General features: G+C 60.6%; 16 protein-coding genes. 4 read left to right on the forward strand and 12 right to left on the reverse strand.

The features are described from left to right. Positions 1-109 precede the first annotated feature (109 nt). The 4 genes from NPS29_RS11000 to NPS29_RS11015 are packed head-to-tail and all read right to left on the reverse strand — an operon-like array spanning position 110 to position 3,182. Positions 110-949 carry an amino acid ABC transporter ATP-binding protein gene (locus NPS29_RS11000; protein WP_274132556.1) on the reverse strand — a complete coding sequence of 280 codons (840 nt, stop codon included), beginning with the start codon at positions 947-949 and terminating at the stop codon, positions 110-112. Beyond that, a complete protein-coding gene (locus tag NPS29_RS11005; protein ID WP_274132557.1) occupies positions 936-1,619 on the reverse strand; it encodes an amino acid ABC transporter permease in 684 nt (227 codons plus the stop codon). Before NPS29_RS11005 ends, NPS29_RS11000 begins: the two co-directional genes overlap by 14 nt. Beyond that, a complete protein-coding gene (locus tag NPS29_RS11010; protein ID WP_274132558.1) occupies positions 1,609-2,343 on the reverse strand; it encodes an amino acid ABC transporter permease in 735 nt (244 codons plus the stop codon). The genes NPS29_RS11005 and NPS29_RS11010 overlap by 11 nt, the downstream gene beginning before the upstream one ends. Then, positions 2,340-3,182: a transporter substrate-binding domain-containing protein gene (locus NPS29_RS11015; RefSeq protein WP_274132559.1), complete on the reverse strand. Its 843-nt coding sequence runs from the start codon at positions 3,180-3,182 to the stop codon at positions 2,340-2,342. The genes NPS29_RS11010 and NPS29_RS11015 overlap by 4 nt, the downstream gene beginning before the upstream one ends. 354 nt (positions 3,183-3,536) lie before the next feature. Here NPS29_RS11015 and NPS29_RS11020 point away from each other — a divergent pair, with 354 nt between their 5' ends. Beyond that, positions 3,537-4,391 carry a LysR substrate-binding domain-containing protein gene (locus NPS29_RS11020; protein WP_274132561.1) on the forward strand — a complete coding sequence of 285 codons (855 nt, stop codon included), beginning with the start codon at positions 3,537-3,539 and terminating at the stop codon, positions 4,389-4,391. Positions 4,392-4,409: 18 nt separating this feature from the next. Here NPS29_RS11020 and NPS29_RS11025 read toward each other — a convergent pair whose 3' ends face one another. From NPS29_RS11025 to NPS29_RS11035, 3 genes are all read right to left on the reverse strand, one after another. After that, on the reverse strand, positions 4,410-5,135 hold the full coding sequence (locus NPS29_RS11025; RefSeq protein ID WP_274132562.1) for an alpha/beta hydrolase: 726 nt from the start codon (positions 5,133-5,135) through the stop codon (positions 4,410-4,412). Positions 5,136-5,386: 251 nt separating this feature from the next. Further along, positions 5,387-6,712, reverse strand: coding sequence for an LLM class flavin-dependent oxidoreductase (locus NPS29_RS11030; RefSeq protein ID WP_274132563.1), 1,326 nt, complete (start codon positions 6,710-6,712; stop codon positions 5,387-5,389). 15 nt (positions 6,713-6,727) lie between these two features. Beyond that, on the reverse strand, positions 6,728-7,669 hold the full coding sequence (locus tag NPS29_RS11035; protein WP_274132564.1) for an aliphatic sulfonate ABC transporter substrate-binding protein: 942 nt from the start codon (positions 7,667-7,669) through the stop codon (positions 6,728-6,730). Positions 7,670-7,854: 185 nt separating this feature from the next. On the opposite strand from NPS29_RS11035, the gene NPS29_RS11040 reads away from it, so the two are divergent. After that, positions 7,855-8,298 carry a hemerythrin domain-containing protein gene (locus NPS29_RS11040; RefSeq protein ID WP_274132568.1) on the forward strand — a complete coding sequence of 148 codons (444 nt, stop codon included), beginning with the start codon at positions 7,855-7,857 and terminating at the stop codon, positions 8,296-8,298. A 56-nt stretch (positions 8,299-8,354) separates the two neighbouring features. Here NPS29_RS11040 and NPS29_RS11045 read toward each other — a convergent pair whose 3' ends face one another. From NPS29_RS11045 to NPS29_RS11060, 4 genes are all read right to left on the reverse strand, one after another. Next, positions 8,355-9,353, reverse strand: a complete 999-nt coding sequence (locus NPS29_RS11045; protein WP_274132570.1) for a bile acid:sodium symporter family protein — start codon at positions 9,351-9,353, stop codon at positions 8,355-8,357. A 104-nt stretch (positions 9,354-9,457) separates the two neighbouring features. Next, the gene (locus tag NPS29_RS11050) at positions 9,458-9,691 is read right to left on the reverse strand and encodes a hypothetical protein (protein WP_274132572.1); all 234 of its coding nucleotides are present in this window, start codon (positions 9,689-9,691) and stop codon (positions 9,458-9,460) included. Positions 9,692-9,872: 181 nt separating this feature from the next. Then, entirely contained in the window at positions 9,873-11,051 is a 1,179-nt protein-coding gene (locus tag NPS29_RS11055) for a GGDEF domain-containing protein (RefSeq protein ID WP_274132573.1), read from the reverse strand. Between the two features lie 184 nt (positions 11,052-11,235). Continuing rightward, positions 11,236-12,057, reverse strand: a complete 822-nt coding sequence (locus NPS29_RS11060) for a hypothetical protein (RefSeq protein ID WP_274132574.1) — start codon at positions 12,055-12,057, stop codon at positions 11,236-11,238. Between the two features lie 397 nt (positions 12,058-12,454). Between NPS29_RS11060 and NPS29_RS11065 the strand changes: the two genes are divergently transcribed. Continuing rightward, complete coding sequence (locus NPS29_RS11065; RefSeq protein WP_274132575.1) at positions 12,455-13,441, forward strand: NADP-dependent oxidoreductase; 987 nt, start codon at positions 12,455-12,457, stop codon at positions 13,439-13,441. Between the two features lie 50 nt (positions 13,442-13,491). Here NPS29_RS11065 and NPS29_RS11070 read toward each other — a convergent pair whose 3' ends face one another. Beyond that, on the reverse strand, positions 13,492-14,835 hold the full coding sequence (locus NPS29_RS11070; protein ID WP_274132576.1) for an FAD-dependent oxidoreductase: 1,344 nt from the start codon (positions 14,833-14,835) through the stop codon (positions 13,492-13,494). Between the two features lie 370 nt (positions 14,836-15,205). On the opposite strand from NPS29_RS11070, the gene NPS29_RS11075 reads away from it, so the two are divergent. Next, positions 15,206-16,162, forward strand: coding sequence for a LysR family transcriptional regulator (locus NPS29_RS11075; RefSeq protein ID WP_274132577.1), 957 nt, complete (start codon positions 15,206-15,208; stop codon positions 16,160-16,162). Positions 16,163-16,223: the final 61 nt, after the last annotated feature.

Here is a 16,223-nt window from a genome sequence, read left to right on the forward strand (position 1 = left end):
TTCCTGTAGGAGTGAGCTTGCTCGCGATTGGGGTGTATCAGTGACATATCCAGTGACTGACACTCCGCGATCGCGAGCAAGCTCACTCCTACAGGGCTTTGCCAGCCGGCTACACGGACAGGCTATACCGCCCGATATTGCTCAACAGATACGGGTCGCCGCTCACCACCGGACGACGCCCGGCATCCCCCAGCGCGTGACGCAAAAACCCCTGGGTACGCTCGCTGGTCGGGTGCTGAAAAATCTGTTCGGCGCTGCCGTGCTCGACGATCAGGCCGTTCTCGGTGAAATACACCACGTCGCTGATGTCCTCGGCGAAGCGCATCTCGTGGGTGACCAGCACACAGGTCATGCCCTCCTCGGTCAGCTCGCGGATCACCGCCAGCACCTCGCCCACGGTTTCCGGATCCAGGGCGGAGGTCACTTCATCGAACAGGATCAGTTCCGGGCGCATCGCCAAGGCACGGGCAATCGCTACCCGTTGCTGCTGCCCGCCGGACAACTGCCCCGGATACGCATCGGCCTTGTGCTCCATGCGCACCTTGGCCAGCAAAGCGCGCGCCTCTTGCTCCGCATCCTTCGAGCTGCGCCCCAACACCTTGCGCGGAGCGATCACCAGGTTTTCCAGTACAGACAGATGCGGAAACAGGTTGTACTGCTGAAACACGAACCCCACGCGCTTGCGCAACTCGATGCGCTGGGCTTCGGCGTTGAGCGTGTGCACTTGCGTGTCGCCCACACGAATCGTGCCGCGCTGGGGCTGCAAAAGGCCGGTGATGCAACGCAGGATCGTCGACTTGCCCGAGCCCGACGGGCCGATGATCGACACCGCCTGGCCCCGCTGAACCTCAAGGTCGATGCCGTTGAGCACCGGGTTGCTGCCGAACGACAGATGCACGTCGCGCAGGCTGACAAGAGGCTGCTCGGTGCGCGTTTCAAGAGAAGGCATAACGTCGCTCCAGGTGTTGAGTAAGTCGCGAAATCGGGTAGCAATAGACGAAGAACAGCGCCAGCACGCTGAAATAGATCATCACGGTAAAGCCGGTGCGGTTGACGGTATTGCTGGCGATCTGCGCGGTGTCGATCAGGTCGTGCACCCCCACAAGCGAGGCCAGCGCCGTGCCCATGGTGATGACCGCGTACAGGTTCATCCAGGGCGGAAGCATGCGTTTGAAGCACTGCGGCAGGATGATCGAGCGAAAGATCTGCCCCCAGGTGAAAGCCAAAGAGCGCGACGCTTCCCACTGTGTGCCGGGAATCGATCCGATTGCTCCCCGGAAGATTTCCGCAACGTTGGCACTGGCCGGCAGCGCCAGACCGATGGTGACTTTCACCCAGTCCGGAAAGGCCACCCAGTGGCCGCCGATGTGAAGCTCGAACGGGAACACGTAGGTGGTGAAATAAATCAGCACAAGCCAGGGTGCGTTGCGAAACACCTGGACCCAGATTCGCGCCGGCAAGCGGGTGATCCACAGCGGCGACACCGCCAGCGCACCGATCAGCAAACCCAGCAGCGAGCCGAGGGCGATCGCCAGCAGGCTGATCAGAATGTTCTGCCAGAAGCCTGTGGCCAGGGCCGGGGACCACTCCCACAGTGCGCCGACTGTTTCAATGACCATAACCGGGCATCCTCAATCGGGCTTCGAGAAACCTGCCCACGCAGTTGACGACAAAGCTGAGCAGGCCGAAGAACGCCAGCAGCAGAATCATCAGTTCCAGCACGTTGTCGCTCTGGGTCCAGATCATGATCGAGGCGTAGGTGATGTCGCCTACGGCAATTGCCGAGGCCACGGCCGTCATCTTCACCAGATCGATCAGGTTGTTGATCAACGAGGGCAAGGCAAAACGCATGGCCAGCGGCATCTGCACATTCCACAGCAACTGGCGGCTGCTGAAGGCCAGGGAACTGGCAGCCTCAAGGGTGACCGCCGGCACCGCTTCGATCCCGGCGCGCAAGGCTTCTGCGTGAAACGCGCCCTTGTGCAACGAGATCACGATCACCACCCAGGCAAAGGGTGTCAGGGGGTTGGCCGTGCCCACGGCCTGGGTCAGCAACATGTTCAGGACCAGAAACGCGCAGTACAGCTGCACCAGCGTCGGGGTGTTGCGCGTGACCTCGACGAACACCCGCGCAGGCCGCGCCAGCCAGGGCTTGCCGCTGGTCAGCATGGCAGCAAGGGCGACGCCGGCCAGCAGGCTGCCGACGAGGGTGAACAGGCACAGCCACACCGTCGTCAGCGCACCCTGAAGCAGCGAGCCCCGGGCATAGGCGTCCAGCACGAAGCTGTAGTTCAGACCGAGCCTGGCCGCCCACTGCACGAACACTTCAAGCCAGTGACTCATGCACCGCTGGCCTGGAACTTGTCATGCAACTCCACCAGCGCAGGCGACGCCGGGGTGATGTGGTGGCGTTTCTCGGCTTCGATCAACCAGCCGGTGCGGTGCCAGCCTTTGACGATGGTGTCGAGTTTCGCCTGGGTGTCGGTTTCGCCGGGGCGAGTCCAGATCACCGACGGCGCCGGGTTCAGCTCGGGGGTGATGGCGCGATAGTTCTGCCACTCGGGGCTGTCGGCCACCAGCGGATTGATCAGCGTCGCGTCGTGAACGGCGGCCACACAGTTGTTGCCACGCAGCGCCAGCAGCGATTCGGACGAGCTCTTGAAGGCTTTCAATTCGGCGCCGAATTCAGTCAGCGGCTTGACGTAGCTGCTGCCCTGGGAGGTGCACACCGGCTGACCCTTGAGGTCTTCCCAGCGGGTGATCTTGCTGTCCTTGAGCACCGCCGCCGTGCCGCCGACGCGGTAGAACGGCGTCGGCACGAACCCCAGTTGCTGGCCGCGCTCGGCAGTCCATTCCATGTTGGCGATCAACAGATCGACCTTGCCCTGTTGCAGGAACTGCACGCGGTTGGCAGGCAGCACCGGAACCAGTTCCACCTCGGCGCCCAGTTGACGGCCAAGGTCTTCGGCCATATCGACGTTCAAGCCCTTGGGTTTCTGGTTGCCCGGATCGATGGAACCGAACGGCCCGCCCGACAGCAACACCCCTACCACCAGACGATGACGCTGCTCGATCTTGTCCAGCGTGGCATCGGCCTGAACGGCAAAACTTGCGCCCAGCGCAGCGAGCGTACCGACGAACAAGGGCAGCAAACGGGTAATGGGCGAGCGCGTGTATGGCATGGATTTTCCCTCGATGGTCATCGTCACTTGATGACCCGCATCCTAGGGAGGGAACGCTGCGGACGGAAATTCAAATATCAAATATGGTTATAACTTTCTGCTTTCCAGGTTTCATCAAAAAATGGCATAAGCTCGATTTTGTTAGCCTTTGCGGGATACTTTTACAAATACCTTTTTAAAAACATAAAAATTCGTAATGTATTAATCACTCTCGCTGATGTTACCCGAACCTGTAGGAGTGAGCTTGCTCGCGATGGCGGTGTGTCATTTACCAGATAGGTCACTGACCCGCCGCTATCGCGAGCAAGCTCACTCCTACAGGTACTGCGTTCTGCCCTGACTGAGTACGCCCCCATGTCCACCACCCTCGACCTCGAACTGCTGCGCACCTTCGTCGCTGTCGTCGATCATCACAGCTTCGCCGAGGCCGGCGCGCGGCTGTCGCGCACGCAGTCTTCGGTGACCCAGCACATGCAACGGCTTGAGCAGCAAATCGGTGTCAGCCTGTTTCAGAAGCAGGGCCGGCAAAAGCAGCTGACCGAACCGGGACGCCAGTTATTGCGTCACGCACGCCAGTTGCTCTCGCTCAACGATGACGCGCTCAATTCGCTTCGGGAGAGCAGCATGAGCGGTGTGCTGCGTATCGGTTCGCCCCACGACATCGCCGACACCATCCTGCCGCCGATCCTCAGCCACATCGCCCGTTCGGCGCCGAAACTTCGGTTGGAAATCGATGTGGGGCGCAGTCCGTTCCTGATGGAAGACTTGCACCGGGGCAAGGTCGACATGGTGATTTCAACCCGTGAAGATCCGGGCCTTGAGGGCTTTGCGCTGCGCACCTCGCCGGTGTGGTGGATCTGTTCGGCGCAGTACCTGCACGTACCGGACGAGCCGATTCCGTTGATTCTGGTGGATGAGCCCAGTATCTACCGGCGCTACGCCATCGAGGCGCTGGAGCGGGCCAGCATCCCCTGGCGCCAGGCCTATCTTGCGTCAAACCTGATCGGTATCAAGGCTGCAACCCGCGCAGGCCTGGGGGTGACGGCCCGGAGCATGGAAATGCTCGGGCCGGACATGCGCGTACTCGGCGAAGCGGACGGACTGCCGCGCTTGCCGGATGTGACCTATCACCTGTGGATCAGGCCCAACACCGTGAACCCGCTGGCGCGGCGGGCATACGAGTTGATTCGCGCCAGCCAGGGTTTGTGACCCCACCCCGCAGAAGCGTCAGCCGCGAGAAAGCTGCGCTTGCACCCAGCGACTCAGATCGGTCACTTCCGCCGAGGTGATGGTATGCCCCGCTCCGGGGTAGGAATGAAACTCCGGGTTGATCAGCAGATTCTCCAGCACCGTGCGGGCTTCGGTGGCGCCGGTGTAGGCCACGCGGTTGTCCGCCTCGCCATGGCCGATGAACACCTTCAGTGGTTTCAAGCGCTCCTCGGGTTTGAGCCGGCCATTGAGCGCCGAGAGAATCTTGCCGCTCAACGGCGCAATCCCCCGCACCAGCTCAGGGTGCTCAAGGCCGATCTGGTAACTCATCATGGCGCCCTGGCTGAAGCCGATCAGGATCACCTTGTCTGGCTGGGTCGCGTACTTCTCCGTGGCTTGCTCGATGAAGGTACGCAGCAGGTCGGTGCTCTTGTCCACGTCACTGGTCACGCCTTCGTAGTCGGCCTGGTCGGTGTCCTGGGAGAACCATTTGTAACCTCCGCCATCGACTTCCATTGGCGCACGCACCGACAGGTAGGTGCTGTCCCTGGGCAGATCGTCCTTGATGCCGAACAGATCACGCTCGTCGCTGCCGTAACCGTGCAGGAAGATAATCAGCGGTTTGTCTTTGGAGTCTGCGGGAGCCGCAGCGAGGTAAGGCAAGGCGAGGTCAGTGAGCAGTGCGGGTTCGGCATGGGCCAGCCCGGTGAAGACACAGAGCAGCGCGGCGAAAAACTTCATCATTGGGAACAGGCCCTTTCATAAAAACGTCGGGCCCATCATACCCAGCATGACCTGGATGTCAGCCGCTAATCGATCAGGGGATGCTGTCGGATTGCTGTACCGATTGCAGATAACCCGCCTGGCTCGGCCCGCTGGACGCTGAAAACCCTGTAGGAGTGAGCTTGCTCGCGATGGCGGTGTGTCAGTCACACATTAGCGATTGATCTATCGCCATCGCGAGCAAGCTCACTCCTACAGGACCGCGTACATGGTCAATCCTTCAAGTCTGGCAACCCCAGGTGCTCACGCAGCGTCGAGCCTTCATACGCCGTGCGAAACAGCCCCTTGCGCTGCAAATGCGGGATCACGCTCTCGGCGAACTCGCTGAACGACCCCGGCAGGTACGCCGGAGAGATCACAAAGCCATCACAGCCGCCTTGCGTGAAGAGTTCAGCCAGTTGATCGGCGATCTGCGCGCCGGTGCCGACCAATTGTGGTACCCGCACGCTGCTGGCGAAGATCCGGCCCAACTCTTCGAGTGTGGTATCAGGCCCCTGCATCAGCAATTTCTCGGCCGCAGCAGGATGAATTGACGGTGCGCGGGCAATCTCAGCCAGGGTCGATGACAGGGAAAACGGCGACAGGTCGACATTCAACTGCGACGCCAGCGTCACCAGCCCCAATTCCGGACGCGCCAGCGCATTGTGCCGGTCGCGCTTGGCCCGCGCTTCGGCCTCGCTGCCGCCGATGAACGGCATCACCGCTGTCAGCACCTTGCAACTGTCGGCGTGGCGCCCTTGCTGGACCACCTGGCCGCGCACATCCTCACGAAACGCCTGCATGGCCTTGAGGTGCGGATGAATGGTGAAGATCGCCTCGGCCCAGCGCGCACCAAACCGCCGCCCGCGCCCGGACGAGCCGGCCTGGATCAGCACCGGCCGGCCTTGAGGTGGGCGCGGGATGTTGAGCGGGCCATGCACCTTGAACCACTCGCCCACGTGCTCCACCGAAGTAATCTTCGACGGATCGGCCAGCACGCCGCTTTCCCGATCCAGCTTCAGCGCGTCCGGCGCCCAGCTTTTCCAGAGCTTGAGCGCGACCTCGACGAATTCATCGGCGCGGTCGTAGCGCAGATCGTGCTCCAGGTGCTTGTCCTTGCCGAACAGCCGGCCTTCGCTGTCGTTCATCGAGGTGACGATGTTCCACGCCGCCCGCCCCTTGGACAGATGGTCGAGGGTGGCGAATTCCCGGGCGATGTGCGCAGGCTCGTAATAGGTCGTCGATCGCGTGGCGCCAAGGCCCAGCTTGCGGGTCTGCCCCACCAGATACGAGAGGATCGGCAGCGGATCGAGCCGCGTCGCGTCCTGGGCGCCGTAACGTAGCGCTACCTCCCGCGAGCCGCCCATCTGGTCGCCCACGGCCAGGCGGTCGGCAAAGAACAGAAAATCGAACAACCCCTCCTCCACCACCCGCGCCGTGCGCGCGTAATACTCAGGGTCGAGGTAGTTGCCCAGGGTTTCAGGGTGACGCCAGGCGGCATGGCTGTGGATAACCGGGCCGCTGAGCAGGAAGGCAGACAGGTGAATTTGACGACTCATGCGTGCACTCCCGCGTTATTTGCCCTGGGGAACCCAGACTGCGATGTCGGAAATCTTCAGCGGCTTGGGAATCAGCTTCGACTCGTAGTAGAAATCGGCAATGCGTTGCTGTTCTGCCAGTTGATCGACCTTCACCGGAACGATGTCGTAACTGCGGCGGCTGTTAGCCAGCTCCACCGTTTCGGGCGGGATGTTGCCCCACAGCGGAGCCAGGTTCTTCGCCGCCTCCTGCGGGTGGCCCTTGACCCACTGCCCGGCGTCGTGAAGGGTATCGAACACCACCTGCAACACTTCGGGGTGGGCCTTGGCGAAGCTGGTGTTGGCGACGTAGAAACGGTTGTAGTTGGCAACGCCATCGGTGCCGTCGGCCAGTACGCGGACGTGATGCTCGCGTTGCTGGGTGGCCAGGAACGGGTCCCAGATCGCCCACGCATCGACGTTGCCGCTGGAGAATGCGGCGACGCCATCCGGTGCTTCCAGGTACACCGGCTGAATGTCGGCCAGGGTCAGCCCGGCTTTCTTCAGCGCCGAGATCAACAGGAAATTGCTGCGCGAACCTTTGGATACCGCCACGCGCTTGCCTTTCAGATCGGCAACGCTGTGAATCGGCGAGCCGTCCTGAACGATGATCGCCTGGGCACTGGGCGACGGGTTTTCCCGCGCGTAATAGGTCAATGGCGTATTCGCGGCCTGAGTGAACAGCGCGAATGCATCCGCCACATCGGCATGCAGATCGACGCTGCCGGCGTTCATCGCACTCAACAGCCCGCTGCTGAACTCATGCCATTGCACGGTAAAACCCAGGGGTTTGAGCCGCTGCTCGATCTGCCCGTCATTCTTGAGCAACAGCCAGAGGGTGGAAGAGCGCTGGTAGCCAATGCTGATGACCTGCTCGGCGTGGGCGGTAACCGTAGCCAGCATCAGCGCTGCGGCAACGAAGAGTCTGCGAAGGGGCATGGGGATCCTTGAAATGACGAAACGGCATGAGGGCAGATGATTAAAGTCGTTTTGATTATAAAAACAGTCAGAAATTATGAAAGAAACGTATAGATCTAAGCTTATGCCGCGCAAGCCGATGGAACGTCTGTTCACAGGGAACGGTCTAGCCCTAGTAGCTCACATGTCAATTGAGGGACCTCACCGTGAACATCTTCGAAGCCCTGAGAGAAAGCCACGACCGCCAGCGCGGATACGCCGATGCCCTGATCCAAACCCACGGCGAAAGCGAGGCCCGCGTCGAGGCCTACAAGCAGTTGAAAGCCGAGTTGCAGGCCCATGAAACTGCCGAAGAGCGCTTTTTCTATGTGCCGTTGATGAAGTTCGATAACGGCGTAGACCTCAGTCGCCATGCCATCTCCGAACACCACGAGATGGACGAACTGATGGAAGAGCTGGATGAAACCGACATGTCCAGCCCGGCTTGGCTGGTCACTGCCAAGAAGCTGTCAGAGAAGGTGCATCATCACTTGAAAGAAGAAGAACAGAAGTTCTTCCAGATGGCGGGGAAGTTGCTGGATGACACACAGAAGGAAAAACTTGCCGGCAGTTATGTGAAGGAATATGAAGAACAACTGGCTGAAGAGTGACAAGCCATGAATGAAAAAGCCCCGAATGATCGGGGCTTTTTTATATGTCGTGGCACTTATGGATCGACCTGGGCCATCAACTCCGGCACCGACTCCTGGCGCTTGGCGTAACGCTGGGCCAGGGTCGCGCAGACCATCAGTTGAATCTGGTGGAACAACATCAGCGGCAGGATCAGCACGCCGATGGTGCTGCCCGCGAACAACACCTGGGCCATCGGCACGCCGGTCGCCAGGCTCTTCTTCGAGCCGCAGAACAGAATGGTGATGCGGTCTTCGATGTTGAAACCGAAGATCTTGCCCAGTACGTTGGAGATCATCAGGATCACACCCAGCAACACGCAGCACACCAGCACCAGGCCCGCCAGATCCCACGCCGGGATCTTGTGCCAGATGCCCTCGTTCACCGCCTCGCTGAACGCCCCGTACACCACCAGCAGGATCGAGCCCTGATCGACGAACTTCAGCCAGTTCTTGTTGCGGCCGACCCATTCGCCAATCCAGCGTCGCGCAATCTGCCCGGCAATGAACGGCAGCAGCAACTGAATGCTGATCTTGACGATGGCATCCACGGTCGAGCCGCCATCGCCATGCACATTCAGCAGCAAGGTCACCAGCAACGGCGTCAGGAAAATCCCGAACAGGCTCGACGCCGCCGCGCTGCAGATGGCCGCCGGAATGTTGCCGCGAGCCAGAGAAGTAAAGGCAATGGCCGACTGCACCGTCGCAGGCAAAGCGCACAGGTACAGGATGCCCATGTACAGGTCTTTGCCGATCAGCGGTGAGAGCACAGGCTTGAGCGCCAGGCCCACCAGCGGAAAGATCACGAACGTCAGTCCGAACACCAGCAGGTGCAGACGCCAGTGGCCTGCACCGGCAATGATCGACTCACGGGACAACTTGGCACCGTGCATGAAAAACAGCAGGGCAATGGCGATGTTGGTCAGCCAACTGAAGCCTACGGCCACCTGGCCACTGGCTGGCAGAAAACTGGCGATGATGACCACCGTGACCAAGGTCAGGGTGAAGTTATCGGGCAAGAAACGAGGACGAGTCATCTTATTTTTTCCGGAGGTGCCAGGAACATGATCGCAACGATACACGCCTGGCACACGACCGGCTAACGCCAGAAAGCCGATGAATAGCGGCTAACGGACAACATTCAGGATGAAAGGCCGCCTTCGATCACGCGCAGGACGGTGACGCGACGTTTGCCAGGGTTATCGGCGATCAACTGACTCAGCGCTTCCTGCCACTTGTGCACGTCTTTTTCACGGGACAGCGCCATCAATTGCTCAAGGCCCACCGCCTGCTGCGCAGTCGTGACTGCGTTGGAACCCTCGGCCATACGTTCACGCTTCAACAGGTTTGCTGCAATTTCCGAGAGGGTACTCAAGGTGGGCTCCATGGCACGCGCGTCGTGGCATGCCGAACATAGCTGCGGGGGATGAGCGCAGGATGGCGTCAACTTTCGGTTGTCGCGGCCCTGCAGCACAGTTACAGCAATGTTCAGACCACAAGTCCAGGCTCGGGCTGCGGCGCGAAAACTGGCTGATGAACGGTTGAAGAACCGCGGTTCAGGGCGCTTGCACGGGTTCGTCAGTGGCCAGCGTGCGATCGACCAGGCGGATACTGTCGCGCCCGCCGCGCTTGGATTCATACAGCGCTGCATCGCCCTGCTCGATCAACGCCCCAAGGCTGGCGGGCGGCTGGTCGAACAGGCTGGCGCCGATGCTCAGCGTCACCGCTTCAGGGGTAGAAAAACCCTGGGCTGCGGCCATCTGGAAGCGCTCGCGCAAGGTGCTGCCCAGTTCATGGATGTGCTCGCTCGATGCATTGCTCAGCAGAAGCACGAACTCGTCCCCGCCCAGACGCGCCGCCAGCGAACCGTCAGGCAGAATCGAGCGGATCATCTCGCTCAACGTAATCAGCAACCGATCCCCCGCCGTGTGCCCGTACAGATCGTTCACGGACTTGAAGTTATCGATATCGATCAACAGCAACGCGCCCGGCCGCGAGGGCGACACATCTTCGAGCAGGCGCGGCGCCCTGACTTCAAGGGCGCGACGGTTGTACAAGGCCGTCAACGGATCACGCGCCGCCAGACGTTCGATGCGTTTTTCCCGACGATAGCGCTCTGAACCGGTCATCGACAGCGCGATCAACATGATCGCCATCGCCCCCTCGACCAGGGAAATCTGAATGATCTCCCCGCGCAGGGATGCCAGATCGATCAAGGTACCGGGAATCACCGCCGTGATGACCTTGCACAGATAGAACAGCCCGTGAATCAGCAGCACATACCGCAACTGCCCCGCCCCGACGCTGATGGTCTTGCCGTGGGGCCGCAGCAGGAAGCTGGCCCGCAGCGTCAGCACGGTGATGATCAACGACTGGATCCCCAGCATCACCTTCGACCACCAGGGTTCGGCGGGCAGGAAAAGCATCGCCAGCCAGATCGGAATGATCAGCAACCACCCCCTGGACAGCCGCGCTGCGGTAAACCGCGCCACTCCCACCAGGAACAGCCAGTGCGCCATGATCAGCAAACCATTGGCGAACCAGACCCCGATGACCACGATGCCGCTGTTGCGCAACAGCGCCAGGATGCAGCCGATGCTGATGGTGGCAAAACCCGCGCTCCAGAACACCAGCGAAGGCTCGCGCACATTGCTCCACTCGATCGCCAGATACAACGACGCCGCCGCAGCCAGGGCAATCGAAAGGGTAAGCATCGTGGTGGGATCGAGTGCCATGTACTGCCTGGATATCTGAGGTGCAAGAGGGAGGCGCAATTGTAAACGTTCAGGGCGTTTTTTCGAGAGTTTGGCGCATGTGTCGTGACGAATTGTTGTATCGGGGGTGGTACCAAGCGCTGATACACAGGGGTTGGCCGAACGGCTATCCCACATCCGTTACGGCCCCTGACAATCTCCAGCCTTAATCAACTGTCACAGCGGACTGATCCTCGTGGGAACCGTCAGTGTCGATCCCGGCAAGGATCTCGGACAGATTGTGAAAATGCCCCTTGTCCTTTTTGGTTTCCGAGGTGTCGGTGTCGCTGCCGGTTTGCGCCAGGGCGTCACTGAGGGTCTGGTGTTGTACCAGCCATTGCGGCGCGGTTTTTTCTTCCGGGCTCATGTTCTCCAGAAACGCCAGTGCCGCCTTGGCACGCCCGACCGGGTCGTTGGCATAGGGGTCGGTGAAGTTCTTCTGCTGGTCGGCCGGGCCACTGTAATAACCGGTGGCCAGGCGCTCCTGTTGGCGCATCAACCCATTGGCGGCGGCCTGCTCCTCGGCGCTGAACTGGCCGCCCTGATTGGTGGCCACGGCATACAGCGAGCGACGATCGAGATCGCCCATCAACGAATTGCGATCGGTGTCACTGCCGTCGTACGGTTTGCCGCCGCTCTTCATCAACGCGTACTTGCTGTCCATGCGTGAATGCGCATCCGAGGCGACATCCGGAAAAGACAGCCCTTTGGAACTCGAAACCGCGCCCGGCTGCGATACACCCAGTACCAGAGCGTCGGCGGTCATGCCCGAGCGCGCTGGAAAGTATGGCGTGTAGTTGGCGATGGAATGGCTGTAGCCCACTGACTTGCTGGAGAGGCTCACCCAGCCGGTGCTGTCATCCGCCTGATTGCTCTGATTGGCTTGAGTGGCCGCAGTGCTGGCGTTATCGGTACTGGAAGAGGTCTTGCGCAGGGAGGCATTGGCGTAAGCCGACATGGCGGTGTCTGAAGCGTTATTGACGATCATCCTGGCTTCCTTGGCAAATGGGCGCCAAACCGGGCGCCTCGAAATTGGATGCACGACGGACCGCGACACGCGAATGCGTCGGGACCTGTGCAGAGGTTTGTTGCACGAAATAAATTATTTAATGGTCATACAAGCCAAATAGTGTTTCGGCCATTTATCGCGTTACTTGAGGGTAACTAGCTCCGGGGCCCTTCATCAAGGCAAATAACGCTTAGTGAAGCATTGTTGTAAATTGGTCTCCTTGATAACTTTTCAATTGGACTGTCTGATCAGAACAATAACTTTAATACAGGTCCAGAACTCATTAGCGGCTGTTGGCAACTTCACTCTTCAATGGGCGAGCTACACTGAGCATTTTCGGGTCCCGTGACCTTTCCAGCCATTACAGAGGTGTGCCATGAACGAGGCCAACGCAACAGCCAGCGGCCAGCCCTTTGTGGAAGTTCCTGCAACCACCCTCGCCGCCCGGGTGCATCGATTCGGTGGCCCTGAGTGCATCTGTGTGGAAACGGTTCCAACCCCTTCTCCGGGCCCTGGCCAGGTGCTGGTTCAAGTAGAGGCTGCGGGGGTTGGGCCGTGGGATGGCTGGATCCGGTCAGGCAATAGCGCCCTGCCCCAGCCTTTACCTTTGACGCTGGGCTCGGACCTTGCGGGCGTCGTGGTCGCGGCCGGGCCTGAGGTGGCAACCCTGAAAGTCGGCGATGCGGTCTTTGGCGTGACCAACTCCAACTTCACCGGCGCCTATGCGCACTATGCACTTGCCCAGGCGAGCATGATCGCGATCAAACCCGATGCCCTGACGGCGGTGCAGGCAGCCTCTGTCCCTGTTATTGCCGTGACGGCGTGGCAGGCTTTATTTGACAAGGGTCACCTGAAGTCGGGCCAGACCGTGCTGATCCATGGCGGGGCCGGGGGTGTCGGGGCGTACGCCATTCAGTTCGCCAAAAATGCCGGCGCCCAGGTCATCACGACCGCGTCGGCAAAGGATCAGGACTATGTCCGGGGGCTGGGCGCCGACCGGGTCATCGACTATAAGAGCGAGCCGTTCGAAACCACCGTCAAGGATATCGACCTGGTGGTGGATCTCGTGGGAGGCGACACCCAGGACAAATCATTCAGCGTGCTCAAGCCCGGCGGCTTTCTCGTGTCGGCCGTTTCCAACCCCGATCAGGACGCAGCGGCCCGGCATGGCGTAACGGCCTTTTTCTTTCTGGTGGACGTGACGACCGACGCGCTGACCGAGATTGCAACGCTTGTAAATGCCGGGAAGCTGACAACCCGCTTGGGACCGGTGTTCGACCTTGATGAGGTCGGGCAGATACACGAGATACTCGACGGCAAGCAGCCACGGCCAGAGGGCAAGATAATCATAAAGATGCGCTGACCCAGTTCCGGGTCGGTGCCCGCCTTTTGCAGGCACCGACCCGCCTGCCTCTATTCGAAATACTGGGCGCCGATGTCGGCCCTGTTGCCGTTGCGGGCCAGGGGCGCAGCCGGGATCGTGACCTGTGACAGCCATTGCACGGCCGCACGGGCCGCCCCTCTTGTCAGGCCGGGTAAGGCCTTGAGCCATGCCGTCAGGGTCCAGGGGCGACGGCCATTGATCCTTTCGAAATCCAGCAGAAAGTTGCGCATGACGGCTCGATCCTGGCCGGCGACTTCAAAAAGCAGCATGTCCCGTGCCCGACGCTTCTTGTCGGAATCCCTGAGCCAGCTCAAGTAGGGCGTGGCGCCCGGTGATGTCAGCGCCAGCCGGGCCTCGCGATGAACCGTCATCGCCTGCTCCAGCGCCGCATCAGCCTGCGGGTCCGCATCGTGCAGCCGGGCTATCAGCGACAGGGCAACGTGCTCGGCATCGGTGACACCACCGGACAGGCTCAAGCCCCCCATCGGGTTGGCAACATGGGCCGCATCGCCCGCAAGAATCACCCGCCCTCGCTGAAACGCTCCGGCGCAGCGCTGCTGTACACGGTAGGGCTGGATGCGTTCGATGCGAAACTGATCCGGTGTCGGTGTGCCCGGCAGCATGCGCACCAGCCGTTCGGTTGCGCGCCTTGAGATCTGAGCGTCGGACAAACCACGACTTTCCTCGTAGCACACGCGCCACAGGCCGCTTCGGTCGAGCTGGATCACCGCTGCGGCATCGACTGCATCCTGTACGAAGTTGATCCTGGAATAACCATTGAGGGCGAAGTCGTAGAACAGGTTCACCGCGACCATCTGCTCGGGCCAGGTGACACCATCGAAACTTACGCCCAGCTGTTGGCGTACGGTACTTTGCGCACCGTCGGCGCCCACCACCCAACGCGCCCGAAGGTCGCTGTCGCCTCCCGGAGTGCAGTGGGTCAGCGTGACCCAGGACCCTTCGTGCTCCAGCTCCTTGAGCCGGTGATTCCAGCGGATCTCGACATTGGGCAGCTTGCGCAGGTGCTCGACAATCACGGCACGCACATGATGTTGCGCGAGCAGGAGCATGTACGGATGTTCGCTGTCCTCACTCAGTACATTCCATTGCATCGTGGCGATCAGGCTGGCGTCAGCATGGCGGTAGGCCAGGTCGTCCGAGCGTATGGCGGCCTTGCTGATGTCGGCGAGCAATCCGGCCCTTTCCAGTACCGCAACACTGGCGGGGGTGTAGGCAACCGCCCAGGATGCGGACGAAACATCCGCCGCCGATTCAAGCACGACCACCCGGGCGCCGGCCTTGCCCAGTATCAACGCGGTCAGCAGGCCAACGGCCCCGCCTCCAACTACCACCACCCCCTCTATACTTTCCATATTGTTTTTATCCATCAGCAAGCGGCACACAGGTATCTGACGCACAAGCACAAGCACCAGACGCATCGACAAAGGCTAACCAGCGGCATTTGACGAGGCAACACGGCAGGGTTTGCGGTTCGCAAACACGCCGGTCGCGATTTGTGGGTGATCGGTTTCCCACGTAATCTGGTGCTGATTTGGCAATCGCAGGGTTTGCGAATCACGAACCACGACGCTGTTGTCTTGTCGCCAGGGACTGCTCAAGCTGAAGCGCAAGACGTGCCATGTTTCAAGGAAAGTGCTCGTCAAGCCAGCAGACGGACCGCTCCGGTATCCATGTTCGATACCGGTCCGCCGGCCCTCAAAACAAAAAAGATAGAGGCACAGCATGGACATTTATCTGAGTATCGAAGCATTCGTGCGTGCTGCGGAAGCAGGAAACTTTGCCAACGCCGCCCGGCAGATCGGCGTTGCAAAATCGGTCATCACCACCCGGGTCCAGCAGCTGGAAGAGCATCTGGGTGTGTCGCTCTTTCATCGCTCCAGCCGGGCGGTGAAACTGTCCGAAGTCGGCGCATCCTATTACACCGATTGCCAGGAACTGATCGATCACATGCAAGCGCTCTCGCAGCGCTCGCGAGACACCTGCGCATCGGTCAGCGGGACGCTGCGCGTGGCGGCGCTGAATGGTTTCGCCCTGGAGCACCTGCCGAAAGTCATCGAGACATTCCGCAAGAGCCACCCTAACGTGCAGCTGGATGTCTTCGCCAACGACCAGGTCGTCGACCCCGTTCAGGAAGGCTATGACATCGTCCTGCAGATCTTCCCCCCGGCCTCGGACTCGCTGATCGAGCGACGGCTGTTTCTGATGCGCGGTGTTTTCGTCGCCACGCCAGGTTATCTGCAAGGCAAGCCTCCCATCGAGACGCCTGATGATCTTTGCCTGCACGACTTTGCCTGTTACCGCTACTACCCATGGCGGCGGTGGTCGCTGAACAATCAAGAGCAGCAGCAACAGAGCGAGGTGACCCTGACACCGGCGCTGCGCTCCAACAGCGTGCACCTGATTCAGGAGTTTGCACGTCGCGGGATGGGCATTGCTTACCTCCCGACCATGGTGGCCTGCGAAGACCTGCTGCAGGGGCGCCTGGTACGCGTGCTGCCGGACTACCAGACGGACACGCCCTACTTTTCCGCCGTGTATCCGACGTCTCATCGCCTGACCGCCAAGGTCAAACTGTTCCTGGACCTGCTGTCCTCGACATTCTCCATGGAGCCCGAATGGGACAGACGCCTGGGACTGTCGCCCGACACCGAAACCACCCCTGCCCTGGCAAGTTGCTGAATCCATTCTCACCTCCCCGGCAACGACACTGCAGGATCGACCTGCAGTGTTCCTCCACCTC

This window comes from Pseudomonas putida (assembly GCF_028682175.1).
In the GTDB taxonomy this organism is placed as follows: Bacteria; Pseudomonadota; Gammaproteobacteria; order Pseudomonadales; family Pseudomonadaceae; genus Aquipseudomonas; species Aquipseudomonas putida_AD.

Coding starts and splice junctions, on each gene's coding strand:
- NPS29_RS11000 (WP_274132556.1), bottom strand. CDS start 949: ATGCCTTCTCTTGAAACGCGCACCGAGCAGCCTCTTGTCAGCCTGCGC.
- NPS29_RS11005 (WP_274132557.1), bottom strand. CDS start 1,619: ATGGTCATTGAAACAGTCGGCGCACTGTGGGAGTGGTCCCCGGCCCTG.
- NPS29_RS11010 (WP_274132558.1), bottom strand. CDS start 2,343: ATGAGTCACTGGCTTGAAGTGTTCGTGCAGTGGGCGGCCAGGCTCGGT.
- NPS29_RS11015 (WP_274132559.1), bottom strand. CDS start 3,182: ATGCCATACACGCGCTCGCCCATTACCCGTTTGCTGCCCTTGTTCGTC.
- NPS29_RS11020 (WP_274132561.1), top strand. CDS start 3,537: ATGTCCACCACCCTCGACCTCGAACTGCTGCGCACCTTCGTCGCTGTC.
- NPS29_RS11025 (WP_274132562.1), bottom strand. CDS start 5,135: ATGATGAAGTTTTTCGCCGCGCTGCTCTGTGTCTTCACCGGGCTGGCC.
- NPS29_RS11030 (WP_274132563.1), bottom strand. CDS start 6,712: ATGAGTCGTCAAATTCACCTGTCTGCCTTCCTGCTCAGCGGCCCGGTT.
- NPS29_RS11035 (WP_274132564.1), bottom strand. CDS start 7,669: ATGCCCCTTCGCAGACTCTTCGTTGCCGCAGCGCTGATGCTGGCTACG.
- NPS29_RS11045 (WP_274132570.1), bottom strand. CDS start 9,353: ATGACTCGTCCTCGTTTCTTGCCCGATAACTTCACCCTGACCTTGGTC.
- NPS29_RS11055 (WP_274132573.1), bottom strand. CDS start 11,051: ATGGCACTCGATCCCACCACGATGCTTACCCTTTCGATTGCCCTGGCT.
- NPS29_RS11060 (WP_274132574.1), bottom strand. CDS start 12,057: ATGATCGTCAATAACGCTTCAGACACCGCCATGTCGGCTTACGCCAAT.
- NPS29_RS11065 (WP_274132575.1), top strand. CDS start 12,455: ATGAACGAGGCCAACGCAACAGCCAGCGGCCAGCCCTTTGTGGAAGTT.
- NPS29_RS11070 (WP_274132576.1), bottom strand. CDS start 14,835: ATGGAAAGTATAGAGGGGGTGGTGGTAGTTGGAGGCGGGGCCGTTGGC.
- NPS29_RS11075 (WP_274132577.1), top strand. CDS start 15,206: ATGGACATTTATCTGAGTATCGAAGCATTCGTGCGTGCTGCGGAAGCA.